Source organism: Sphingomonas metalli (genome assembly GCF_014641735.1).
GTDB lineage: Bacteria > Pseudomonadota > Alphaproteobacteria > Sphingomonadales > Sphingomonadaceae > Sphingomonas > Sphingomonas metalli.
Window position 1 is genome coordinate 191,657 of the sequence record NZ_BMIH01000005.1, and the last position, 23,029, is coordinate 214,685.

The following is a 23,029-nucleotide window of genomic DNA, read 5'->3' on the forward strand; positions in this document are numbered from 1 at the left end:
TCGACGGCCCGGACGATGTCCGTCCGGCCCGTGCGGCGGAGGGCGCGATGATCCATCGCCGGTCGATCCTGCTCCACGCGCTGGCGCTGCCCGCCTGGCCGGCGCTGGCCCGCGCGGCGCAGGAGCGGATCGAGGATCTGCTCGCGCGGATGACCCTGGCGGAGAAGGCGGGGCAGCTGTCCTGCTTCTCCGACACGGTGCGGCCGCTTGGCCGCGCGACCAATCCCGGCGAGGCGGCGCGCGATGCGGATGCGATGCTCGCCGCCATCCGCGCGGGGCAGGTGGGAATGCTGTTCAACGGCCATGGCGTGGCGGGTGCGCGGCGGGCGCAGCGCGCGGCGTTGCAGAGCCGGCTGGGCATCCCGCTCGTCTTCGCGGCCGACGTGATCCACGGATACGAGACGATCTTTCCGATCCCGCTGGCCGAGGCCGCCGCCTTCGATCCCGCCCTGTCCGAACGGGTCGCACGCGCCGTCGCGCGGGAGGCGACGGCCGGCGGGCTCCACTGGACCTTCGCGCCGATGGTCGACGTGGCGCGCGATCAGCGCTGGGGCCGGGTCGCCGAAGGGGCGGGAGAGGACGTGCATCTCGGCGCCGTGCTCGCCGCGGCGCGGGTGCGCGGGTTCCAGGGCAACGACCTGTCGGCCGAGGATGCGCTCTGCGCCACGCCCAAGCATTTCGCCGGCTATGGCGCGGTGACGGGCGGGATGGAATATGGCGCTGTCGACATGGCTCCGACGACCTTGCAGGCCGTGCATCTGCCGCCCTTCGAAGCGGCGTTCGCGGCAGGGGCGGGAGCGGTGATGGCGAGCTTCACCGACGTCAACGGTGTACCCGCCACGGCCAACCGGCCGCTGCTGACCGGCATCCTGCGCGACCAGCTTCGTTTTGCGGGACCATGCGTGTCGGACTATGCCGCCGACCGCGAGCTGATCGCGCATGGCGCTGCGGCGGACGAGGCGGATGCCGCGCGCCGCGCGATCCTTGCCGGCACCGACATCAGCATGCAGAGCGGGCTCTACAATGCCCATCTCCCGGCGCTGGTCGCGGACGGGCGCGTGCCGATCGCGCGGGTGGACGAGGCGGTGCGGCGGGTGCTGGCGCTCAAGCTGCGGCTGGGCCTGTTCGACCGGCCCTATCGCTCGCTCGACCCCGATGCCGAGCGGACCCGGATCGCCACCCCCGCCACCCGGCAGCTGGCGCGCGAGGCGGCGGAGCGCGAAATCGTGCTGTTGCGCAACGAGGGCGCGGTACTGCCGCTCCGTGCCGATGTAAGCCGCATCGCGCTGATCGGCCCCTGCGCCGCCGGCGTCGACCAGCTGGACGGCCCGTGGAGCTTCGCGGGATACCGGCGGACAGGTGTCGACCTCGCCACCGCCTTGCGCGAGCGCCTGGGAGCTCGGCTGGTGGTCGAGCCAGGCTGCGCGATCGACGCGCCGGTCGCGGGCAGCCTCGCTCGCGCGGTGGCGGCCGCACGCGCGGCCGACGTGGTGCTGCTCGCGATCGGCGAGGGCGCCGATATGTCGGGCGAGGCGAACAGCCGCAGCGCCATCACCCTGCCTGCCGCGCAACAGGCGCTCGCCGAGGCGGTCGCCGCCACGGGCACGCCGATGGTCGTCGTGCTGCGCCATGGCCGGGCGCTGGCGCTCGAAGGCGCGGTGGCGGATGCGCCCGCGATCCTCGCGACCTGGTTCCTCGGCTGCGAGACCGGTCCGGCGATCGCCGCCATCCTGTTCGGGGACCGCGAGCCGACCGGACGGCTGCCGGTCAGCTTCCCCTTCGCCACCGGGCAGCAGCCATGGTCCTACGATCGACTGCCGACCGGCCGGCCGCCGCCGGATCCGCCTGCGCCGCAGGGCGGCACCGGGCGGTGGCGCGACGCGCCGGATGCGCCGCGTTACGCCTTCGGCCATGGGCTCGGCTATACCCGCTTCACGCTGGACGACGTGACCGTGCCGCCGGTGCTGGGCAATGCCGGCGCGGTCCGGGTGACGGTGCGCAATCGCGGTGCGCGGCGCGGCAGCCATGTCGTGCAGCTCTATGTCCGCCAGCGGGTGGCGAGCCGGGCACGGCCGGTGCGCCAGCTCAAGGGCTTCGCGCGGGTGACGCTCGATCCGGGCGAGAGCCGGACGCTGGCGATCCCGCTTGGGCGGCAGGATCTGGCGATCGTCGACGAGGCGGGCGTGCGGCAGGTCGAGCCCGGTACGGTCGACCTATGGGTTGCGGCGAGCGCGAGCGATGCGGGGCTGCACGCGACCACGCAGCTCGCCTGATCGATGGGGCCGGGCAGCACCCGGCCACCGCGCACAGACCGTGCTTCCGGCGCAGGCTGGGGCCTGCTGCAGGCCTCGCGCCGACGCTATGACCGCTGGGTTCGCCTGGCTGGCATGAGGATTTTGTTACCCTCGACGGATCAAAGTCTTAGGTTCGGCCGGGCGACTGGCATTCGCGCGCGCCTCGGCTAAGCTGGCCGGGCGATGGATCTGGTCTTCGGCTGGCGCACCGCTGTCCTCTCCGTAGCCGCCGCCGTGCTGCTGCCGCTGGCGGCTGCGCTGTCGACGTCGCTGCGCAACCGGTTGGCGGCGCGGACCCTGGCGGCGCTGCTCGTGGTCATGACGGGCGTGTTCGTCCCCTGGCTGATCGGCTTTGCCGGTTTCTACGATCGCTGGTGGTGGCTGACCTTCGCGCCCTTTGCCAACGCGCTGTTCGTGCCGCCGCTGCTCTGGCTGCACGCACGCGCGCTGACCGACAGGCGGTGGCCGCGCGGGGGATGGCGGCATCTGCTGCCCGGCGCGGTGCAGTTCACCTATCAGACGATCGCCTTCCTCCTGCCGCTGCCGCTCAAGCGGCGTTGGGCGGAGATGAGCTTCAGCGCCGGCGACATGCTCCTGGCGGTGCTGCTCGCGATCAGCTTCGCCGTCTATGGCACCTGGACGCTCAGGCGGCTGCGCCTTTATCGCCATGCGCTCGCGCAGGAGCGAAGCGACGATGCGCGGTTCGCCACCGCATGGCTGGCGCGGACCGCGACCGTGTTTCCACTGCTCGCCCTGGTCTGGGCGGGGCACCTGCTGGTCGATGCGGTGACGCCGCTCGGCTATGCGGGGCTGATGCCGCTCTATGTCGCGATCGCGGGCTTCGCGCTCTATCTCGGCATTTCGGGCTGGCGCTATCTGGTGCTGCCCTTTCCGACGCTCGACCAGCTGCGCATCGCGGCCGCGCCGCCGCCGCCGACGCGCGACTGGCACGCGCAGGGCCGGGTTTGGGCGGCGCGCACGCGGGAGGCGGGCTGGTATCGCGAGGAGGCATTGACGCTGCGCCAGCTCGCCGGGCGGCTCGGCAGTAACGAGAGCTATGTGTCGCGCGCGCTGAACGAGGGGCTGGGCATCGGCTTTTCGGATTTCATCAACAGCCTGCGCTGCGAGGAGGTGGCGGCGCTGCTGGCGGCGGGGGACGGGCGCGGGCTGCTGGAGATCGCACTCGAAACGGGATTCGCGTCCAAGGCGAGCTTCAACCGGGCGTTCCAGCGGCGCTATGGCCAGTCACCGAGTGCCTATCGCGCGTCGCATCGCACGTAAAAGGCAGCGTTGGGGCGATGCTGAGACGATCGCCGGCGGAAAGCGTGCTGCTGTCGGGCACGTCCATCCACCGTCGGAGCCGCCATGATCCCGTCCACCCTCACCCGTCGCACCTTGGTCGGCGGCACCGGACTTGCCCTGACCGCCTTCGCGTTGCGAGCGCATGCCGCGGCCGGTCCGGACCGGCTTTCCCCCGCCGCGATGCAGGGCGATCTGGCAGTGTTGCGGCGGGCCTATGAAGCGCTGCATCCGGGCCTCTACCGCTACAACACGCCCGCGCAGATCGCGTCCCTGTTCGCGGCGGCGGAGGCGGCGACCCGGTCTCCGCTGACTCTCCGCGCCTTCTACCTCCTCCTGTCGCGCTGCCTCGGTGCGATCCGGTGCGGGCACAGCTACGCCAATTTCTACAACCAGCGACCGAGCGTGGCGGCGGCGTTGTTCGAGGCGCCGGACCGGCTTCCCGTCGACTTTTTGTGGCTGGGAGAGGCGATGGTCGTCACCGCCGATCCCTACGCCACCGGCATCGTGCCGGGCAGCCGCATCCTGAGCATCGACGGACGCCCCGCCGCGGCGGTCCTCGCCGCGCTGATGCCGCTGGCGCGCGCCGACGGACACAATGATGCCAAGCGCCGCCGGCTGCTGTCGGTGCAGGGGGATGATCGCTACGAGAGCTTCGATATCTACTTCTCGCAGCTGTTCGGGCGCACCGCGTACCGGCTGACGGTCGAGGATCCGGCCGGCCGACGGCGCACCGCGCTGGTGCGCGCGGTCACGCTCGCGCAGCGTCAGGGCAGCGCGCATGCGGGGGTCGAAGCGACCGGCGCCGCGCCAATCTGGACGATCACGCGGCAAGGCGATGCCGCGATCCTGTCGATGCCCAATTGGGGCCTCTACGACAGCCAGTGGGACTGGCGCGGATGGCTCGATGCGGCGATCGACCGGCTGATCGCCGAGCGGGTGCCGCGGCTGATCGTCGACCTGCGCGCCAATGAGGGCGGGCTCGATTGCGGCGACGTGCTGGCGCAGCGGCTGATCGCGCGCGAGACGCTGGCGGAGGATGTCGACCGGCTGGTCCGCTATCGCACCCTGCCTGCGGACCTGCGTCCCTATTGCGATACCTGGGACCGCAGCTTCGACCGGTTGGGGGAGGGCGCGGCGCAGGTCGGTGCGCGCTTCTTCCGGCTCGACCGGTCGGATGCACGGATCGCGCCGCGCGGGCAGCGCTATGCGGGCAACGTCCGCGTGCTGATCGGGCCGCAGAACAGTTCGGCGACCTTCCAGTTCGCGGACTTCGTCCGTCGCACCGGGATTGCGACGCTGGTCGGCGAGACGACGGGGGGCAACCGGCGTGGGATCAACGGCGGCTGCTTCTATTTCCTGCGCCTGCCTGGCACCGGACTGGAGGCCGACCTGCCGCTGGTCGGGCGGTTTCCAACGAGGCCACAGCCCGATCTCGGGGTGGAGCCCGACATCGCGGTGCCGGTCACACCGGCGGACATCGCACGGGGGGTAGATCGCACGATGGAACGCGCGCTCGCCTGAGGGGCCGCGGCGCAGGTGGCCATGCCCGCCGGGGCACTCTAGGAAGCCCCGGAATCACAGGTCATTGGACGGGCATGCGCTGGCGGCGACGCAATCTGGCTTCGATGAGTGCCGATGTCGGCGACGGTCTGGCGCCCGGCGTGGAGGCGATCATCGCCGGCGCAGGTCCCCGGTCGACGCCCGCCCGCGGCTATCGGGTGACCGCGCTCGTCGTCGCCTCGGCGCTGTTCATGCAGCAGCTCGACGGCACCGTGCTGACCGTCGCGCTGCCGACCATGGCGCGCGACCTTGGCGCGTCGGCGACCAGCCTCAGCCTGGCGCTGACCAGCTACCTGCTGGCGCTGGCGCTGTTCATCCCGGCCAGCGGCACGCTCGCCGACCGGTTCGGATCGCGGACGATCTTCTGCGGAGCGATCGGCGTTTTCCTGCTCGGCTCGGTCGCCTGCGCGCACGCGGAGACGCTGCCGCTGCTCGTCGGGGCGCGGTTCGTGCAGGGCATCGGCGGCGCGATGATGGTCCCGGTCGGCCGGCTCGTCCTGCTGCGCAGCGTCGCCAAGGAGGACATGGTACAGGCGCTGTCATGGCTGGTGATGCCGGCGCTGGCCGGGCCGATCCTGGGCCCGCCGCTGGGTGGCCTGATCGTGACGTGGCTCGACTGGCGCTGGATCTTCTACCTCAACCTGCCGATCGGCATCGTCGGGGCGCTCGGCGCCTGGCTGCTGGTGCCCGAGGTGCGCGGCGATGCGCGCGCCCGCTTCGATCTGGCCGGTTTCCTGCTGTCCGGCGCGGCGCTGGGCTGTCTGCTCTTCGGGTTCGAGCTGGCGAGCCAGCCGGGGACCGGGCGGCGCGCGCTGGGGCTGCTGGCCGCAGGCGTGCTGCTGGCGCTCGCCTATGTCCGCCATGCGCGGCGGGCCGCCGACCCGATCCTCGACCCCTCGCTGATGCGGGTGCCGACCTTCCGTCTGTCGGTCATCGCCGGATCGCTGACGCGGATCACCCAGGGCGCGCAGCCGTTCCTGCTGCCATTGATGTTCCAGCTGGGCTTCGGCCTGTCGGCGGCGACCACCGGTGCGATCACCATGGCAGGGGCGGTGGGCGCGCTGGCGATGAAGGCGCTGGCGCCGCGCGTGCTGCGCCGCTGGGGGTTCCGCCAGAGCCTGATCGTGTCGGGCGTCGCGAGCAGCCTGGGCTATGCGATCTGCGCGCTGTTCCGCCCGGACTGGCCGGTCGCCGCGATCGTCCTGGTGCTCGGCCTCTCGGGCTTCTTCACCTCGTTCCAGTTCACCGGCTACAATGCCATCGCCTATGCCGATATCGACAAGACGCGGATGAGCGCGGCGACGAGCTTCTACGCGACCTTCCAGCAACTGACCCTGTCGTTCGGCATCTGCACCGCGGCGACCGTGCTCGAGCTGGGAACGATGCTGGGCGGACGGGGGCAGCCGGCGCTGGCCGACTTCTCGATCGCCTTTCTGACGGTTGCCACGATTTCGCTGACGACGCTCATCTGGAACCGGCGCTTCGACCCCGAGGCGGGCAGCGACATGAGCGGCCATCGCACCGCCTGACCCGGGGCGTCGCAAACCCCGGTGTCAGGAAGCCCTGCGCGATCAGGCCATGGCGCGGGTGCGCACCGCATGATCCGCGGCGCGGGCGGTGAGCGCCATGAAGGTCAGCGACGGGTTGACGCACGAGACGGACGCCATCTGCGCGCCGTCGGTGACGTAGAGGTTGCTGGCCTCATGCGCCTGGCCCCAGCCGTTGAGCACCGATCGCCGCGGATCGCGCCCCATGCGCGCGCCACCCATCTCGTGGATCGCGTCGCCGGGGACATGCTCGCCCTCGTAGCTGGTCACGTTCATGAGGCCGGCGCCCTTCAGCATCGCCTCGCCCTGCGCGCGCGCATCGGCCATCATCTTCAGTTCGTTGTCGCGGAAGGTGACGTCGAACTTCATCAGCGGCATGCCGAACCGGTCGACCTTGCTCGGGTGGAGCGACACGCGGTTGTCGGCATAGGGCAGGCATTCGCCGAACGCGGTCATGCCGAACTTCCACGGGCCGTAGCGGCGCATCCCCTCCTTCATCGACGCGCCGAACCCGACCGGGCCGGCGGCGTTGCGGAAGGCGCTGCCCTGATAGCCATAGCCGCGGCGGAAGCCGACGCCTTCGTCCCCGCCGATGTTGCGGAAACGCGGGATGTAGACGCCGCCCGGCCGCCGGCCATATTCGATCAGGTCCTGCATCCCCGGGATCTCGCCGTTGATGCTGACCCGGAAGATATGGTCCATGACGTAGCGGCCGAGCGTGCCGCTGGTGTCGAACCAGCTTCGCCCGCTGCCCGGCGCGCGCGAGTTGAGCAGGATCTGGTTCGACGCCATCGCCGAGGCGCAGAGGAAGACGAGGTCGGCGTTCACCACCTCGGCCTGACCGGTCTTGGCATCGACCAGGCGGACGCCGGTGACGCGCTTGCGCTGCGGATCATATTCGAGGTTGGTGACCACCGCGTCCGACCGCAGCGTCAGCCGTCCGGTCGCGCGCGCGGCGGGCAGGGTGACCGCCTGGGTCGAGAAATAGGCCCCGAACGAGCAGCCATTGCCGCACTGGTTGCGGAACTGGCACTTGGTGCGGTTCTGATCCGGCTTGTCCTCGGTCATGTTGGACAGGCGGGTGTTGATCAGCTTGCGCCCCGGGAACTTGCTCTCCAGCCGCGCCTTCAGCCACTTCTCCGCGACATTCATCGGCATCGGCGGCTGGAATTCGCTGTCCGGCAGATAGGGCAGATTCTCGCGCGAGCCCGAGACACCGATATATTTCTCGACATAGCTGTACCAGGGCGCGACGTCGTCATAGCCGATCGGCCATTCGCCATCGATCTTGTCGCGGGCGTTCGCCTGGAAGTCCTCCGGCGCCCAGCGGAACGACCAGCGGCCCCAGATCAGCGACTTGCCGCCGACCGCGGCGGGGCGGATCCAGTAGAATTTGCTGCCCTCGTCGAAGGCATAGGGGTTGAGCCGGTCGTCATTGTAGAAGCCCTGGTTGCTGGGCGAGACATAGCCGTAGCGCGCGATGAAATAATCGCTCTCGATCAGCGGCTTGGGCATCATGTTGCGCGCCGGCACCTCATAGGCGGGCTTGCCGTCATAGGGATAGCCCTCGCCATGCTCGACCATCTTGCCGCGATCGAGCATCAGGACGCGCAGGCCCTTTTCGGTCAGTTCTTTCGCAGCGAACCCGCCGCTGATGCCGGAGCCGATGACGATCGCATCGAACCTGTTGGTGGCAGCCATGTTCTTATCCTCTCCCCGCCGCGACGGTTAGTATTGGAGCGCGCGCAGCGTCCGGAAGCTGGTGGTGATGTCGGGCAGATAGGGCGCCGGCGCCTGATCGTTCTCGACATAGAAGTGGCGCACGCCCGCGCTGCCCTTCAGCCGGAACAGCGCAGCGAAGTCGGTCTTGCCGCTGCCCACCGCGGCCATGCTGCCGTCGGCGCGCATGTCCTTGACGTGATAGGCATAGATGCGGCCGCCCAGCCGGTCGATCAGCGCCGCCGGGCTCTCGCCAGCCCGTGCGATCCAGTAGAGGTCGAGCTCCAGCTTCACCAGCGCCGGATCGGTCTCCTTCAGCAGCCGCTCGTAGAGGCTGACGCCGCCGGGCTTGTTGGTGAACTCGAAATCGTGGTTGTGATAGGCGAAGCCGAGGCCCGCCTTGCGCAGGTCGCGTGCGAACCGGTTGAAGTTGGGCAGCGCCGCCTGCCAGCCCTGCTCGGTGCGGTGCTGGTCGGTCATATAGGGAAGCACGACGGTGTCGGCGCCGAGCGTCTTGGCCATCGCGACCTGCTTGTCGAAGTCGCCGAGCAGCGCATCATAGCCGATATGGACCGACGGCGAACGCAGCCCCGCGCCGTCCATCGCCTTGCGCAGCATGGCGGGATCCATCGCGTCGTAGCCGCCGCCGCCGAACTCGACCTCGCGATAGCCGATCTTCGCCACCGCGCGGAGCGTGCCGACCGGATCCTTCTGGAAGATCTCGCGGATCGTATAGAGCTGGAGGCCGATCGCCTGGAGGCGCGCGGCCGGGGCGATGCCGGCGAGGCCGAGCGCGGCGACGCCGCCCGCACCGGCGAGAAGCTGCCTGCGATGAAGGATCATGCGCTGTAGACCTTGTTGACCTGGGAATAGGGGAAGGCGCCGTTATACTCGCCCGGCACCGGCAGATATTCGCGCTCCTGCGTCATGCCGATCTCCGACGTGTAGTAGCCGGCGATGACGAGCTGGCGGAATGCCTCGAAAAAGGGAGCGCCGCCGGGGATCTGGCCGTTCATCGCCAGCGTCAGCAGCGCATCCTGCTGCGCCGGCGTCGCCTTGGCGGCCGAGACCTTATAGTCCTGCTGGCTGCGCGCCTCGATCGCGTCGAGCCCCGCGACGATCGGCACCCGGTCGCCGGGCAGCGCCCAGTCGGCGAGCAGCTTCTCGATATAGGCGGGCACGCCCGCGGCGATCGCGCCGGGCGTGTCGGTGGTGGGGATCACCCGTTCGCTCAGCGCGGTCATCAGCGCGCGCTGGGTCGGGGTGAAGACGGCCACGCTGGGCAGCCCCTCGCTGATCACGGGCGGGGCGAGCGCCGCCGCGGGGGCGAGCCCGGCGGCGCGGGCGATGGGGGCGAACAGCGATGTGCCGAACATCGCCGTCACCCCGGCGAGCGCGGTCCTGCGGTCGATCACTTGGCGGGCTCCTTCAGATCCTGCGCGATGGCGGAGGCGGGCAGCGGACGTACCCAGATGTTGCGGAAGGCGACGGGCGAGCCGTGGTCCTGCAGCTTGATCGGCGCGGCATCGCCATGCGCCTGATAGCTGGCGACCTGCCGCCAGATGGTGGTGCCCAGCATCGCCTGGTGGTTCTGCACGACCACGCCGTTGAGGATGGCGGTGACATAGGCGGGACGGACCAGCGAACCGTCGGCGGCGAAGCGGGGCCGCTCGAAGACGATATCGTAGCTCTGCCATTCGCCGGGCTTGCGCGACGCGTTGGCGAGCGGCGGCTTCCAGCCATAGACGGCGCCGACCGTGCCGTCGGAATAGGTCGGATTGTCGTAGCCATCCAGGATCTGGACCTCGTACCGCTCCATGAACCAGATGCCGCTGTTGCCGCGATCCTGCGAGCTCCTGGTCGGCGGTGTGGGCGAGCGGAATTCGAGATGGAGCTGGACATCGCCGAAGCTCTGCTTCGAGAACAGGTTGTTCTCGCCGCCGCTGCTCGCGCGCGACGGAACGACGAGGGCGCCGTTCTGGACCGGCCAGGGCTTGCGCTCGGCGCGCCACGCATCGGTGGAGCGGCCGTCGAACAGGATCACCGCGTCCGACGGCGCACCGCCGGGCTGCGCGGCCGGGGTCACGACGGGCGGGGCGGGGCGGTCGGCATCGTGGACGCGCCACTGGCCGCCCGGCAGCATCGGCGTATCGCGGAAGCCCGGCTTGTCCTGTGCTGCACCCGGGGCCGCGAGCAGCGGTGCCAGCGCGACGATCAGGGCGGTGGCGGCGCGCGTCGTCATCATCGGCTGCCCTCCGCCTTCAGATAGGCGATGATCGCGGCGCGCTTCGCGGGATCGGGCGTTGCGATCGGCATGCGCGTGCCGGGCACCTTCTTCTGCGGGGCGGCGAGATATTCGTCGAGCGTCTTGTCGTCCCAGCGCAGCTTGGAGGCCTTGAGCGCAGGCGAATAGTTGAAGCCCGCGACCGACGCGGCGGGCCGGCCGACGACCTTGTAGAGATTGGGGCCGATGCCGTTGCGCCCACCCTGATTGACCGTGTGGCAGGCGCGGCAGGCCGCAAACGCGGGCGGCGCGGCGGCGGGGGCCGTCTGGGCCAGGCCGGGGCCGGACAGGGCGACGAACGCCGCGGCGCCGAGGCCGGTCGCGCCGAGGGCAAGGAACAGCTTCATGCTAGGTCTCCGCTTTCGATCTCTGTCCATTTCGCATCGCCCTGCGCGTTGGCGATGACCGCCTCGATGAAGCCCATCGTGCGCAGCCCGTCGCCGACACCGGGGAACCAGCGCTCGCGTCCGCCGTCGATCGCGGCGGCGAAGGCACGGTAAAGATTGCCGAAGGCCTCGATATAGCCCTCCGGATGACCCGCGGGTGTACGGAGCAGCGCGACGGTGCGCGGGTCGAGGCCTGGACCTCCGGCGCGCACGACTTCCGCCGGACGGTCGAGCCAGCGCAGCGTCAGCGTATTGGGCTCCATCTGCGACCATTCGAGGCCGCCGCGGGTGCCGTAGACGCGCAGGCGCAGGCCATTTTCCTCGCCCGCCGCGACCTGGCTCGCCTTCAGCGTGCCGGTGGCGCCGTTGGCGAAGCGCAGCAGCGCGCTGACATCGTCGTCGAGCCGCCGGCCCGGCACATGGATGGCGAGATCGGCCGAGACCGCGGCGACGCGCTCGCCCGAGACATGTTCCGCAAGCTGGAAAGCATGGGTGCCGATATCGCCGAGGCAACCGCCCAGGCCCGCCTGCGCGGGATCGGTGCGCCACGCGGCCTGCTTGTTGCCGCCGGTGTCGATCGGCTGGCTGAGCCAGCCTTGCAGATATTCGACCTGGACGACGCGGATCGCGCCGAGATCGCCGCGGGCGACACGCACGCGCGCCTCCTCCACCAACGGATAGCCGCTATAGGTGAAGGCGAGCGCGAAGAGCTTGCCGCTCGACCGCGCGGCGGCGGCGATCGCGCGCGCCTCGTCGCCGGTCATCGCCATCGGCTTCTCGCAGAAGACGTGGAAGCCCGCATCGAGGGCGGCGATCGCCATCGGCGCATGGACATGGTTCGGGGTGACGATCGCCAGCGCGTCGATCCGCTCGCCTTCGGGCAGCGCGCGCTCGCCCGCGATCAGCGCGTCGAACGAGGGATAGACGCGCTCGGGGGCGAGGCCCAGGGCCGCGCCGCTGCGGCGGCTACGCTCGGCATCGGTGCTGAATGCGCCGGCGACGAGCCGCCAGTCGCCGTCGAGCGCGGCGGCGTGGCGGTGGATCGCGCCGATAAAGGCGCCTTCGCCGCCACCGGCCATGCCCAGTCGGAGTGGACGTGCCGTCATCGCCTCAGGCCTCCCGCCCGTCGAGCCCGAGCACGCGGCGGATCGCCGCCCGGTCGACGCCGCTCGCGGCGAAGTCGTCGAAGGCATGGTCGGTGAGGTGGATGATGTGGTCGCGGATGAAGGGCGCACCCTCGCGGGCGCCGTCTTCCGCCCGCTTCAGCGCGCACTCCCATTCCAGCACCGCCCAACCCTCATAGCCATATTGGGCGAGCTTGCTGAAGATAGCCGAGAAATCGACCTGCCCGTCGCCGAGAGAACGGAAGCGGCCGGCACGGTCCACCCAGCTCTCATAGCCGCCATAGACACCCGAGCGGCCGGTCGGGTTGAACTCCGCATCCTTGACGTGGAAGCAGGAGATGCGGTCGTGATAGCGGTCGATGAAGTCGAGATAGTCGAGCTGCTGCAGCACATAATGCGACGGATCGAACAAGAGGCGGGCGCGCGGATGATGGTCGACCGCGACCAGGAACCGCTCCCAGCTCGCGCCATCGTGCAGATCCTCGCCGGGATGGACCTCGAACGCGCAGTCGACCCCGCACTCCTCGAACACGTCGAGGATCGGCAGCCAGCGCCGCGCCAGCTCGGCGAACGCCTCTTCCACCAGTCCTGCCGGGCGTTGCGGCCAGGGATAGACATAGGGCCAGGCGAGCGCGCCGGAGAAGGTGGCGTGCGCGTTGAGGCCGAGATTGGCGCTCGCTCTCGCGGCGAGCTTGACCTGCTCCACGGCCCAGGCCTGCCGTTCGGCAGGCTTGCCGTGCAGCTCGGCCGGAGCGAAACCGTCGAACAGCGTGTCATAGGCCGGGTGAACGGCGACGAGCTGGCCCTGGAGGTGCGTCGAGAGCTCGGTGACGGCGATGCCGTGCCGGTCGAGCCGGGCGCGCAGGTCGTCGCAATAGGCGCGACTTTCCGCCGCCTGTTTGAGGTCGATCAGCCGGTCGTTGCAGGGGATCTGAACGCCGACATAGCCCAGGCCCGCGGCCCATTCGGCCATGTTGTCCAGCGTGTCGAACGGCGCGGCGTCGCCCATGAACTGCGCGAGGAAGATCGCGGGACCCTTCATCGCGGTCATGCGGCGGTCTCCATGCGGCGGTCGTCCCGGAAGGTGAGCTGGAAGAGGAGCGCGATCGCCGCGGCGGCGATGGCGGGATACCACCACATCGCATGCCAGTCGGCGATGGTCGGGGTCGCGGGCAGCTGCGCGTAGAGGAGCGCGCCGATCTGCGAGCCGAGCAGCATGCCCACGCCATAGGTGAACAGCGTCAGCATGCCCTGCGCCTGCGCGTTGACCCCCTTGGGCGTCGCGATCGTGCCGGTGTAGATCGCGCCGGCGACGAAGAAGAAGTCGTAGCAGACGCCGTGGAGCGCCACGCCGAGATAGATCGCCCACAGATTGCCGCCGCCGTCGCCGATCGCGAACAGCGCGTAGCGCAGCGCCCAGGCGACCATGCCGACCAGCAGCAGCGGCTTCACCCCGAAGCGGCGATAAAGCCAGGGCATCGAGAACATGAAGGCGAGTTCCGACATCTGCCCGATCGCCAGCGTGCCGCCGACATTCTCGATCCCCGCCGCGCCGACATAGGGCGAGGCATAGGCATAATACATCGCGAGCGGGATCGAGATCAGCGTAGCGCAGAGGATGAAGATCAGGAACGAGCGCTGGCGCATCAGTCCGAATGCCTCGACACAGAAGACCTGCGCCACGATCCCCTCGTCACGCGGCGCATCGGAGGGCACGTCGGGCAAGGTGAGGCTGTAGAGGCCGAGCGCGACCGACACGACCGCGGCGACCCGGAAGATCTCCGGGCTGGCCGACAGCCCGGCCCAGCCGACGATCAGCCCAGCCGCGATCCAGCCGAGCGTGCCGAAGGCGCGGACGAAGGGGAAATTGTCGGTGCGCTCGCCGAAGCTCTTGAGCGCGATGGTGTTCGCCAGGCCCACGGTCGGCATGTAGAGGATCATGTAGCCGAGCAGGACCCAGACGAAGGTCGCGCCGTTCTCCGGCGTGACCAGCCCCGGCATCGCGAACAGGATCGCACCGCCGACGAGGTGCAGGATCACCATCAGCATCTTCGGACTGACATAGCGCGCCGCCGCCATGCCGAGGAGGAAGGAGCCGGCGATGGAGGCGATCGGCCCCATCGAGAAGGCATTGCCGATGAGGTTGCCGATGCCCACCGTCTGCATCGCCAGGCCGAGCGTGACGTTCCACGCACCCCAGACGAAGAATTGCATGAACATCAAGGCACTAAGCCGAGCGGTCAGCCCGCTGCCGGCCGGGCGCACGGCAGCACCCATCGCTTCATTCGCCAAGGCCATCGAACGCCCTCTCCCCGCGCAGTGTGCCTGCTGTCTGACAAAAGGCTAGGCAGATCGCGCGGCGATGTAAAGGTTTACATCGTGACCATCGACTTCACTGCGTTTCGCCGCCATGACGGGGCATGCCGACGATCATCGACGTCGCCGCCCGGGCGGGCGTGTCCACCGCGACGGTGTCGCGCGTGCTCAGCCGGCCCGAGCGCGTCAGCGAGCCGACGCGGCGGCGCGTGCTGGAGGCGGTGCGCGCGCTGGACTATGTGCCGAACGTCGCCGCGCGAACGCTGCGCACCCTGCGCGCGGCCAAGATCCTGCTGACCGTGCCCGACATTTCCAACCCCTTCTTCGCCAGCGTGATTCGCGGCGCGGAGGAGGCGGCGCGCGATGCCGGCTATGCCGTCGTGGTCGGGGACACGCGCCACGATCCCGAGGTGGAGGATCAATATGCCGGCATGCTGTCCCGCCGCGAGGTCGACGGGCTCATCTTCCTGGGCCATCGGCTGCCCGCCAGCCTGGCGCCGCTGCTCGGGCAGCCGGGCGCGCCGCCGCCGATCGTCAACGGCTGCGAGTACAGCCCCGATCTCGGCGTCCCGAGCGTCCATATCGACAATGCCGCGGCCAGTTGCGACGCGATGGAGCATCTGATCGCCCTGGGGCACCGCGACATCGGGGTGATCAGCGGCCCGGCGATCAGTCCGATCAGCCGGGACCGGCTCGCCGGCGCCCGCGCGGTGGCGCAGGCCCATGGGCTCGGCGAGCGGTTGCTGGTGCGCGTGGCCGACTATTCGGCGCCCTCCGCATGCGAGGCGACGCGGGAACTCCTGTCGCGTCGTGTCACCGCGATCTTCTGCTTCAGCGACGAGATGGCGCTTGGCGCGATCAGCGCGGTGGGGCGGGCGGGGCTGCACTGCCCGCGGGACGTGTCGGTGATCGGCTTCGACGACCTGCCGTTCGCCCGCTTCTTCGAGCCGCCGCTGACCACCATCGCCCAGCCCCAGGCGATGATCGGCCGGCGCACCGTCGCACTGCTGGTCGACCTGTTGCAGGGCATCCACTGTCCGGACCGTCAGGAGACGTTGCGCCACGACCTGATCGTCCGCGCCAGCACGGGACCGGCACGGAGCGGCGGAGCGGGTTGAACGAACGCCATCAACGCCGGACAATACGATAATAACCGTTATGTTAAGTCGTAGGTCAGGCTGGTTTGCCAAAGCAGATTAGCGACCATGGCCGCCGCCAGCCCTATTCTTTTATGCCTCCGGGGGCGAGCAAGGTACTGATGTTGGACGGGAACTTCAGCGGAGCACAGCGCTGGCCCCACGCCGGAGGCGAAATGGCGGAACGGATCCGGCGCCATCCATGGCGTTCCACGCCGCTCGGCGCGATCGATCGGTGGCCGCAAGCGTTGCGCACCGCGCTCGACATGATGCTTGCCATGCCCGGCCCGGCGACGATCCTGTGGGGTGCCGACCACCTGCAATTCTACAACGACGCCTATATTCCGATCGCGCGCGATCGGCATCCGGCGCTGCTCGGCTGTCCGGTGGAACAGGGCTGGCCCGACGCCTATCCGACGATCATCGCCGACCTGCTGGCCGCCGTGGAGCGTGGCGAGGCCTGCCGGCTCGTTGCGCATCCGGTCCGGCTGATCGGAGCGGACGGGCGGCCGGAGGACCGGATGTTCGACACCGACTGGTCCCCGATCCGCGACCGCGCCGGACGGATCGCAGGCGCCCTCCAGACCCTGACCGAAGCGACCGATCGGGTTTGCGCCGAGGCCGCGATGCGGGAGAGCGAGGCGCGCCATCGGCTGCTGGTCGGCAGCCAAGCACAGGCAATTTGGGAGACCGACCGCGACGGGGTCGTCGTGACCGACAGCGAGAGCTGGCGGCGCTATACCGGGCAAACGCTGGACGAGTGGCTGGGCTATGGCTGGCTCGACGCGATCCACCCCGACGACCGCGGCTATGCGGAGGCGCAATGGCGTGCGGCGGTCGCGGTGCGGGGCCTGGTAAACGCCGAGTTCCGGCTGCGCGCACCCGATGGCGGATGGCGCTGGACCAACGTGCGCGCCGCGCCTGTTATAAGCGACAATGGCGCGATCGAGAAATGGGCCGGCATCAATATCGATATCGATGCCAGCAAGCGTGCCGAGGGGAACCTGCGCGAAAGCGAGGCCAAGTACCGCGCACTGTTCGAGTCGATGAACGAGGCCTTTGCCGTGGTCGAGATGTTGCGCGAGGCCGATGGCGGCTGGCGCGACCTCCGCTTCGTCGAAGCCAATGCCGCGTTCACGAGCCATAGCGGCCTGCCCTGGCCCGTCGGCAGGATCGCCACCGAATTGCTCGGGACGCCCGATCCGCGCTGGACCAGGCTGTGCGGCCGGGCGCTCGATACCGGCCGGTCGATCCGCAGCGAGGAGAGCGAGCCCGCCCTCGGGCGGATCTTCGACCTCAACGTGTTCGCGCTCGACCGGACACGCGACCGGGCCGCGATCCTGTTCACCGATGTCACCGCACGCCGCCGTGCCGACGCGGCGCTGCGCGAGAGCGAGGAGATACGGCGGCTGGCGCTCGATAGCGGGCGCATGGGGGCGTGGACCTGGGACACCCGGGCCGGAACGGTGCGCGCGGACGCCACCGTCCAGGCCCTGTGGGGCGTGTCCGCGACCGAGCAGCCGCATCCGGTCTCCCTCTATGCCGGCCTGATGTATGCGGACGGCGCCGCCTGGCTCGCTTCCCTTGCGGAGCAGGACATCGCGCCGGGTGCCGACGTCCAGATCGAGGTCCAGATAAAGAGCGGCCCGACCAGCGGCCATTGGGTCGAGATCCGCGGCCGGGCCGAACGCGACAAGCCCTGGATCATCAACGGCGTCAGCTTCGACATCACCGAGCAGCGGCTGGCCAGCCAGAGGCTGAAGAAGAGCGAGACGTTGTTCCGGACCATGGCCGAAGCGATCGAGGACGTATTCTACGTCACCGATCTCGATGCGGGGCGGCTCGACTATCTCAGCCCGGCCTACGAGAGTATCTGGGGCCGGTCGGCCGCAGCCTTGCAATCCGATCTGTCCGGCTTCGTCGACACCATCTTCCCCGACGATCGCGAAGGCATCGCAGCGGCCAAGGCCGCGCAGGCGCGTGGCGAGGCGGTCCATAGCGAATACCGGATCGTGCGGCCGGACGGCGAGATACGCTGGATCCTCGATCGCTGCTTCCCCGTTCCCCATGAAGGTCGTCGCCTTTCGGCCGGCATCGCGTCCGACATCACCCGGCGGCGCGCCGGGCAGGAACGCCTGCGCGCGAGCGAGGAGCGGCTGCGGCTGTTGATCGAGGGGATACCCCAACTGGTCTGGCGCTCCGCGGCCGGAGGTCATTGGACCTGGTCGAGCCCCCAGTGGCAGAGTTTTACCAGGCAGACGCTCGCGGAAAGCCTCGACCTGGGCTGGCTCGATGCCGCTCATCCCGAGGATCGTACGCTCGTCTTGCAGGCCTGGGAGCGGGCGCCGGCGCGCGGCCGCATCGATGTCGAGTTCCGCGTCCGCCGCGGCCGCGACGGAGCGTATCTCTGGCACCGCATGCGCTCGCTGCCGGTCCGCGCCGCGTCGGGGGAGGTACACGAATGGCTGGGCACCACCACCGATGTGCAGCAGCTCAAGGAATTGCAGGAGCGGCAGGCCGTGCTGGTCGCAGAGCTTCAGCATCGCACCCGCAACCTTCTGGGCGTCGTCCACTATCTTGCCGACATGACCGCACGGTCGAGCGCCGATCTGGAGGATTTCGGGGCGCGGTTCCGCGATCGGCTGGAGTCGCTCGCACGGGTCCAGGGGCTGTTGTCGCGACTGAGCGACGTCGATCGCGTCACCTTCGACGATCTGGTGCGCACCGAGTTGTCGGCGATGAGCGACGGGCTGGCGCGGGTGACCCTGGACGGACCGGCCGGCGTGCTTCTGCGGTCGTCCACGGTCCAGACGCTGGCGATGGTGCTGCACGAACTCGCCACCAATGCGGTGAAATATGGCGCGCTGGGGCAATCGGACGGCCGGCTGGCGGTGCGATGGCGGCTCGATTCGCCGCGCGACGGCGACCGGCCCTGGCTCCATGTCGAATGGCGCGAGAGCGGCGTTGCGATGCCCCCGTCGGGCAGCGCGGCGACCGGCGGCGGACAGGGGCGTGAATTGATCGAGCGGGCCCTTCCCTATCAACTCGGCGCGCGCACCTCGTATCGCATGGAGCGGGACGGCATCTGCTGCACGATCGCCATGCCGGTATCGATGCCGGTCGATGCCGCGCCGGCCGGATGATTGCGCCACACCGCGCCGGGCGAGCCGACAGGATGCGCGACAGCGATGCGGCTAGCGATCCTGCGCGCCGGTGCCCTGCCTCGCCCGGGGGATCCAGACGGTGCAGGAAAGGCCGCCGGTCGCCGCCGATCCGTCGGGCATGCGCGTCCGCCTGAAGCAGCCGCCCAGCGGGAACTCCCGGCCGAGCCACTTTCCCTGCGGCGTATCCTGTTCATAGGGGGCGATCCCCGCCCCTTCGAGAAAGGTCCAGAAGCGCAGCGCGACATCGCCGCCGCAGATATATTTGTGGCTGTCCTCGGTCTCGCTCACCTCGCCCGACGCGACGGCGGTGTCGAGACAGGCCGCGATCAGGCCGGGAACCTGTTCCGGAAAGGCGGGGGCGGCAGGTTCGGCGAGCAGCAGGGCGGCAGCGAGGATCGGCATGGCGGCCGTGTTTCTGCGGCGTGCCGGGCCCGGCGGCAAGGCCGGTCTGCGGCGGCGACTGTCACGATCCGGCTTGCGCGAGGCGTCGTCTTCGTTAGCGTTTGGGCATGATCACGCGACGCCATGTCATCGGTTCCTCGCTCGCGCTCTGGGCGGCGGCGGGGGGATGTGCCGCTCCCGCCGTGAAGGGCCGGCTGAGACAGTCGGTCAGCCGCTGGTGCTACCAGGACATACCTCTGGACAAGCTTTGCGCCGCGGCGGCGAAGATGGGGCTGCAGGGGATCGACCTGCTCCAGCCCGCCGAATACGAGACGCCGCGCCGCCACGGGCTGCGCTGCACGATGGGCTATGCCGCCGAGCTGATGACCATCCCCAACGGCCTCAACCGACGGGAAAACCACGACGCGATCGAGCGCGCCTTCCGGGTCGGGATCCCGCAGGCCGCCAAGGCCGGCGTGCCCAACGTCATCGCCTTTTCGGGCAATCGTCGCGGCCTGTCGGACGCGGAAGGCGCGGCGAATACGGTCGCGGGGCTCAATCGCCTCAAGCCGATCGCCGAGGATCATGGCGTGACGATCTGCGTCGAGCTGCTCAACAGCAAGCGCGACCATCCCGACTATATGGCCGACCACACCGAATGGGGTGCGAGCGTCGCCCGCGAGGTCGGCTCGCCGCGGGTTAAGCTGCTCTACGACGCCTATCACATGCAGATCATGGAAGGCGACCTGATCGAGACGATCCGCAAGAACATCCAGTGGATCGGCCATGTCCATACCGGCGGGGTGCCCGGCCGACACAATCTCGACGGCACGCAGGAGGTCGACTGGCGCGCGGTCGCGCGGGCGCTCGCCGATCTCAACTTTCAAGGTTATGTCGCCCATGAGTTCGTGCCGCAGGGCGATCCGCTGACCGCATTGGAGCAGGCGGTCCGCATCTGCACCGTCTGATCAGACGATCCGGTATCGCACCGATTCGCCATCGGGCTCCCGCCATTCCGTATTGCGCATCCGTCAGACCGTTCCGGCGGCAGCCGAACGGAATTGATGTATGCGCTATCATGGCATCAGCCTGTTGCGCGGCTGCCACATAGCTTCGACGAAGCGCGTTCTGTCCCTTGGATATCGTTGTTCCCACATGGGTTAGGGTCTAGCCGGAACCGGTTACGCCGCAGGGCGGACCCGAGAAACGTGTTTGGGGTGGAGAGGATGATGACGAAGCTGGACCGATTTGGCGTGCGCGCCGTGCTGCTCGCGGGAGCCGCGCTGATGCCGGCGAACCTCTGGGCGCAGACGACCACGACCGCCGATAGCCAGACCGCGCCGGCGGCAGGCGATACCGCGACATCGGGCACGCAGAACGACGATCAGGACGTGATCGTCGTCACCGGCACCACCTCGCGCGATCGTCCGCTGATCACCGCTTCGGCCGACATCACCTATGCCAATCGCGAGGCGATCGACCGGCGCGCGCCGCGGTCCACCGCCGACATGCTCGAGCTGGTGCCGGGCATCTTCGTCGAAGGCACGGCCGGCCAGGTTTCGAACAACTATTCGGTGCGCGGCCTGCAGGGCGGCGGCCAGCGCTTCGTCCAGCTCGAAGAGGACGGCATGCCGATCCTCTATGGCGGCGGCGGCGCCGACTTCTTCTTCGACCAGGACCTGACCATCGACCGGCTCGAGGCGGTCAAGGGCGGCTCGTCGGGCGTGCTGACCGTCAACGGCGCGGGCGCGACGATCAACTTCATCTCCAAGCGCCCCAATTTCAGCCAGGCCGAGGGGCAGGCGCGGGTCACCGCCTATAATTACGGGATGAAGCGCGGCGACTTCTACTATTCCGCGCCAATCACCGACAAACTGGCCTTCAACGTCGGCGGCTATATCCAGTCGAGCCCGGGCGTGCGCGACAATCCGTTCGACTATGCCGGCTGGCGGCTGAAGGGGATGCTGGAATACCGGCTCGACGGCGGCGGCTATATCCGCCTGTCGGCCAAGGGCGGCAATATCGAGAACGCCTATTATGCCGACCAGCCCTACAGCTTCACCAACAACAAGCCGGGCGGCATTCCGAGCCTCGACACGCAGTTCGGCAATGTCGGCGGCGACGCCTTCTCGAACATCGCGGTGCCGGTCTCGACCTTCGCGCATCCCAGCGGCTTCCGCGAGTTCCGCTATCGCGACGGCATCAAGTCGAAGACGGCGCAGGTGCGGCTCGACATCGAGAAGCCGGTGACGGACTCGATCGACCTGTTCGCCCATGCCCGCTACCTGAAATATTCCTACGACTTCAACGGCCTGTTCCCCGGCTCGGGTACCGGCAATGCGGGCCTGACCAGCGCGGTCAACTATCTGACGCCGGGCGCGAACTCGCCGATCAACGACCTGCTCACCGCGGGTGCGGCCGCCTATCCGAACGCTGTACGCTTCGGGATCAAGAACCTGCGCAACGGCGTGGTGCTGGGCGCCAACCAGACCGCGGCGCTCAACGCGCTGAACGGCAACGGCTTCCTCCAGCGCACCACGCTGAACCACGACTATATCGACGGTCGCGACTTCGGCGCGAACGTCGGCGGCCGCTGGGAGTTCGAGACCGGCGGCTTCAAGAATTCGCTGACCGCGGGCGTCATGTACTATAACGTCAAGCGTTCGCAGGATCAGTCGGCGACCGCCAGCGTCGTCAACGACGTCCGGACCAACAGCGACATCTACGATGTGGTCGCACTCGACGCGAACAACCAGGTGGTCGGCGTCCTCTCCGACAACGGCCTCGTCTCCTATGGCGACTGGGGCGCCGGCATCCGCGAACGCAAGGACTCGGCGGTCTCGCTCTACGCCAATGACGAGCTGGCGATCGGCGACCTGCGCATCGACGGCGGCATCCGCTGGGAGAGCGACGATGCGACCGCGCGTGACGGCAACGCGCTCACCACCAACCAGGCGGTGCAGCCGGGTGTCGTCGGCGTGATCCGCAACGTGGGGTCGAGCTTCGACGGCACCTATACCAGCCGCCAGCAGACCCGGCGCAAGGCGGCCTATACGGTCGGTGCGAACTACCTCATCACGCCGGACTTCGCGATCTATGCGCGCTATGCGAACGGCTTCCAGACGAACAATGTCGACCCGATCACCACGATCGAGCTGTACGAGGCGGGCGTCCGCTATCAATATGGCCGCCTGTTCTCGGGTTCGGCGACGGTGTTCCGCACCAACTTCCGCAACCAGAACTACAATTTCGCAAACCCGGCCAACCCGACCCAGCAGCAGAACATCAATGCCGACCTGCGCACCAACGGCGTCGAGATCGACTTCGCGCTGCGCCCGATCGAGTGGTTCACGCTGAACTTCCAGGGCGTGTTCCAGGACCCCAAGCTCCTGAACCTCGAACTGGACGGCGTCAGCCAGGGCGCGCAATATGAGGGCAATCGGCCGGAGCGGACCCCGGCGCGGCTGTTCACCATCACCCCGACCGCGCAGCTGCCCAACGGGCTGGGCGAGGTCTATGCCCGCTACAAGTATATCGGTCGCATCTATGCCGATGCGGGCAACGGCATCGCCCTGCCCAGCTATGGCGTGACGGGAGTCGGCGTGAACCTCAACCTGTCCGACCGGATCCAGCTCAACCTCAATGCCGACAACATCTTCGACGTGGTCGGCCTGACCGAGGGCAATCCGCGCCAGGGCCAGACCCAGGCGGTGACCAACGGCTATTTCTACGCCCGCGGCATCGTCGGCCCGACCTATGGCGGCTCGCTGACCTTCAAGTTCTAAGGGCGTTCGGCTTGCACGTCCGGGCGCGGCG

17 protein-coding genes are annotated in these 23,029 nt (G+C 69.1%); 8 read left to right on the plus strand and 9 right to left on the minus strand.

Going from position 1 to position 23,029, the window contains the following annotated elements; all coding sequences use genetic code 11:
- Positions 1–47: 47 nt before the first annotated feature.
- The 4 genes from IEX18_RS16890 (at position 48) to IEX18_RS16905 (ending at position 6,685) form a co-directional block, all read left to right on the plus strand.
- Positions 48–2,273 (plus strand): glycoside hydrolase family 3 N-terminal domain-containing protein, encoded by a 2,226-nt coding sequence (locus IEX18_RS16890; protein ID WP_188660625.1) that lies wholly within the window; start codon positions 48–50, stop codon positions 2,271–2,273.
- Positions 2,274–2,477: 204 nt separating this feature from the next.
- Positions 2,478–3,575 (plus strand): helix-turn-helix domain-containing protein, encoded by a 1,098-nt coding sequence (locus IEX18_RS16895; protein ID WP_229664671.1) that lies wholly within the window; start codon positions 2,478–2,480, stop codon positions 3,573–3,575.
- 84 nt (positions 3,576–3,659) lie between these two features.
- Positions 3,660–5,117, plus strand: a complete 1,458-nt coding sequence (locus tag IEX18_RS16900) for a S41 family peptidase (protein WP_188660629.1) — start codon at positions 3,660–3,662, stop codon at positions 5,115–5,117.
- A gap of 104 nt (positions 5,118–5,221) precedes the next feature.
- Positions 5,222–6,685 carry an MDR family MFS transporter gene (locus tag IEX18_RS16905; RefSeq protein ID WP_229664672.1) on the plus strand — a complete coding sequence of 488 codons (1,464 nt, stop codon included), beginning with the start codon at positions 5,222–5,224 and terminating at the stop codon, positions 6,683–6,685.
- Positions 6,686–6,727: 42 nt separating this feature from the next.
- On the opposite strand, the gene IEX18_RS16910 is transcribed toward IEX18_RS16905, so the two are convergent.
- The 8 genes from IEX18_RS16910 to IEX18_RS16945 are packed head-to-tail and all read right to left on the minus strand — an operon-like array spanning position 6,728 to position 14,514.
- On the minus strand, positions 6,728–8,404 hold the full coding sequence (locus IEX18_RS16910; RefSeq protein ID WP_188660637.1) for a GMC family oxidoreductase: 1,677 nt from the start codon (positions 8,402–8,404) through the stop codon (positions 6,728–6,730).
- A gap of 27 nt (positions 8,405–8,431) precedes the next feature.
- On the minus strand, positions 8,432–9,265 hold the full coding sequence (locus IEX18_RS16915; RefSeq protein WP_188660639.1) for a sugar phosphate isomerase/epimerase family protein: 834 nt from the start codon (positions 9,263–9,265) through the stop codon (positions 8,432–8,434).
- The gene (locus IEX18_RS16920) at positions 9,262–9,837 is read right to left on the minus strand and encodes a gluconate 2-dehydrogenase subunit 3 family protein (protein WP_188660641.1); all 576 of its coding nucleotides are present in this window, start codon (positions 9,835–9,837) and stop codon (positions 9,262–9,264) included. The genes IEX18_RS16915 and IEX18_RS16920 overlap by 4 nt, the downstream gene beginning before the upstream one ends.
- Positions 9,834–10,664 (minus strand): 3-keto-disaccharide hydrolase, encoded by an 831-nt coding sequence (locus IEX18_RS16925; protein WP_188660847.1) that lies wholly within the window; start codon positions 10,662–10,664, stop codon positions 9,834–9,836. The genes IEX18_RS16920 and IEX18_RS16925 overlap by 4 nt, the downstream gene beginning before the upstream one ends.
- Complete coding sequence (locus IEX18_RS16930; RefSeq protein ID WP_188660644.1) at positions 10,664–11,053, minus strand: c-type cytochrome; 390 nt, start codon at positions 11,051–11,053, stop codon at positions 10,664–10,666. The genes IEX18_RS16925 and IEX18_RS16930 overlap by 1 nt, the downstream gene beginning before the upstream one ends.
- Positions 11,050–12,198 carry a Gfo/Idh/MocA family protein gene (locus IEX18_RS16935; protein ID WP_188660647.1) on the minus strand — a complete coding sequence of 383 codons (1,149 nt, stop codon included), beginning with the start codon at positions 12,196–12,198 and terminating at the stop codon, positions 11,050–11,052. The genes IEX18_RS16930 and IEX18_RS16935 overlap by 4 nt, the downstream gene beginning before the upstream one ends.
- Positions 12,199–12,202: 4 nt before the next feature.
- Positions 12,203–13,267: a sugar phosphate isomerase/epimerase family protein gene (locus IEX18_RS16940; RefSeq protein WP_188660650.1), complete on the minus strand. Its 1,065-nt coding sequence runs from the start codon at positions 13,265–13,267 to the stop codon at positions 12,203–12,205.
- Entirely contained in the window at positions 13,264–14,514 is a 1,251-nt protein-coding gene (locus tag IEX18_RS16945) for an MFS transporter (protein ID WP_308419359.1), read from the minus strand. Before IEX18_RS16945 ends, IEX18_RS16940 begins: the two co-directional genes overlap by 4 nt.
- Before the next feature lie 122 nt (positions 14,515–14,636).
- Here IEX18_RS16945 and IEX18_RS16950 point away from each other — a divergent pair, with 122 nt between their 5' ends.
- Both IEX18_RS16950 and IEX18_RS16955 read left to right on the plus strand, forming a co-directional pair.
- Complete coding sequence (locus IEX18_RS16950; protein WP_188660653.1) at positions 14,637–15,650, plus strand: LacI family DNA-binding transcriptional regulator; 1,014 nt, start codon at positions 14,637–14,639, stop codon at positions 15,648–15,650.
- A gap of 194 nt (positions 15,651–15,844) precedes the next feature.
- Complete coding sequence (locus tag IEX18_RS16955; RefSeq protein ID WP_188660665.1) at positions 15,845–18,811, plus strand: PAS domain S-box protein; 2,967 nt, start codon at positions 15,845–15,847, stop codon at positions 18,809–18,811.
- Between the two features lie 51 nt (positions 18,812–18,862).
- Here the strand turns inward: IEX18_RS16955 and IEX18_RS16960 are convergent, their stop codons facing one another.
- Positions 18,863–19,234, minus strand: a complete 372-nt coding sequence (locus IEX18_RS16960) for a hypothetical protein (RefSeq protein WP_188660669.1) — start codon at positions 19,232–19,234, stop codon at positions 18,863–18,865.
- 107 nt (positions 19,235–19,341) lie between these two features.
- Between IEX18_RS16960 and IEX18_RS16965 the strand changes: the two genes are divergently transcribed.
- Positions 19,342–20,181, plus strand: a complete 840-nt coding sequence (locus tag IEX18_RS16965) for a hydroxypyruvate isomerase family protein (protein WP_188660672.1) — start codon at positions 19,342–19,344, stop codon at positions 20,179–20,181.
- A gap of 258 nt (positions 20,182–20,439) precedes the next feature.
- Positions 20,440–22,998: a TonB-dependent receptor domain-containing protein gene (locus IEX18_RS16970; protein ID WP_229664675.1), complete on the plus strand. Its 2,559-nt coding sequence runs from the start codon at positions 20,440–20,442 to the stop codon at positions 22,996–22,998.
- Positions 22,999–23,029 lie beyond the last annotated feature (31 nt).

Excerpts from the sequence above, each read along its gene's own strand:
- IEX18_RS16890 (WP_188660625.1), top strand. The coding sequence starts at position 48 with ATGATCCATCGCCGGTCGATCCTGCTCCACGCGCTGGCGCTGCCCGCC.
- IEX18_RS16895 (WP_229664671.1), top strand. The coding sequence starts at position 2,478 with ATGGATCTGGTCTTCGGCTGGCGCACCGCTGTCCTCTCCGTAGCCGCC.
- IEX18_RS16900 (WP_188660629.1), top strand. The coding sequence starts at position 3,660 with ATGATCCCGTCCACCCTCACCCGTCGCACCTTGGTCGGCGGCACCGGA.
- IEX18_RS16905 (WP_229664672.1), top strand. The coding sequence starts at position 5,222 with ATGAGTGCCGATGTCGGCGACGGTCTGGCGCCCGGCGTGGAGGCGATC.
- IEX18_RS16910 (WP_188660637.1), bottom strand. The coding sequence starts at position 8,404 with ATGGCTGCCACCAACAGGTTCGATGCGATCGTCATCGGCTCCGGCATC.
- IEX18_RS16915 (WP_188660639.1), bottom strand. The coding sequence starts at position 9,265 with ATGATCCTTCATCGCAGGCAGCTTCTCGCCGGTGCGGGCGGCGTCGCC.
- IEX18_RS16925 (WP_188660847.1), bottom strand. The coding sequence starts at position 10,664 with ATGACGACGCGCGCCGCCACCGCCCTGATCGTCGCGCTGGCACCGCTG.
- IEX18_RS16930 (WP_188660644.1), bottom strand. The coding sequence starts at position 11,053 with ATGAAGCTGTTCCTTGCCCTCGGCGCGACCGGCCTCGGCGCCGCGGCG.
- IEX18_RS16935 (WP_188660647.1), bottom strand. The coding sequence starts at position 12,198 with ATGACGGCACGTCCACTCCGACTGGGCATGGCCGGTGGCGGCGAAGGC.
- IEX18_RS16940 (WP_188660650.1), bottom strand. The coding sequence starts at position 13,267 with ATGACCGCGATGAAGGGTCCCGCGATCTTCCTCGCGCAGTTCATGGGC.
- IEX18_RS16945 (WP_308419359.1), bottom strand. The coding sequence starts at position 14,514 with ATGGCCTTGGCGAATGAAGCGATGGGTGCTGCCGTGCGCCCGGCCGGC.
- IEX18_RS16950 (WP_188660653.1), top strand. The coding sequence starts at position 14,637 with ATGCCGACGATCATCGACGTCGCCGCCCGGGCGGGCGTGTCCACCGCG.
- IEX18_RS16955 (WP_188660665.1), top strand. The coding sequence starts at position 15,845 with ATGGCGGAACGGATCCGGCGCCATCCATGGCGTTCCACGCCGCTCGGC.
- IEX18_RS16960 (WP_188660669.1), bottom strand. The coding sequence starts at position 19,234 with ATGCCGATCCTCGCTGCCGCCCTGCTGCTCGCCGAACCTGCCGCCCCC.
- IEX18_RS16965 (WP_188660672.1), top strand. The coding sequence starts at position 19,342 with ATGATCACGCGACGCCATGTCATCGGTTCCTCGCTCGCGCTCTGGGCG.
- IEX18_RS16970 (WP_229664675.1), top strand. The coding sequence starts at position 20,440 with ATGATGACGAAGCTGGACCGATTTGGCGTGCGCGCCGTGCTGCTCGCG.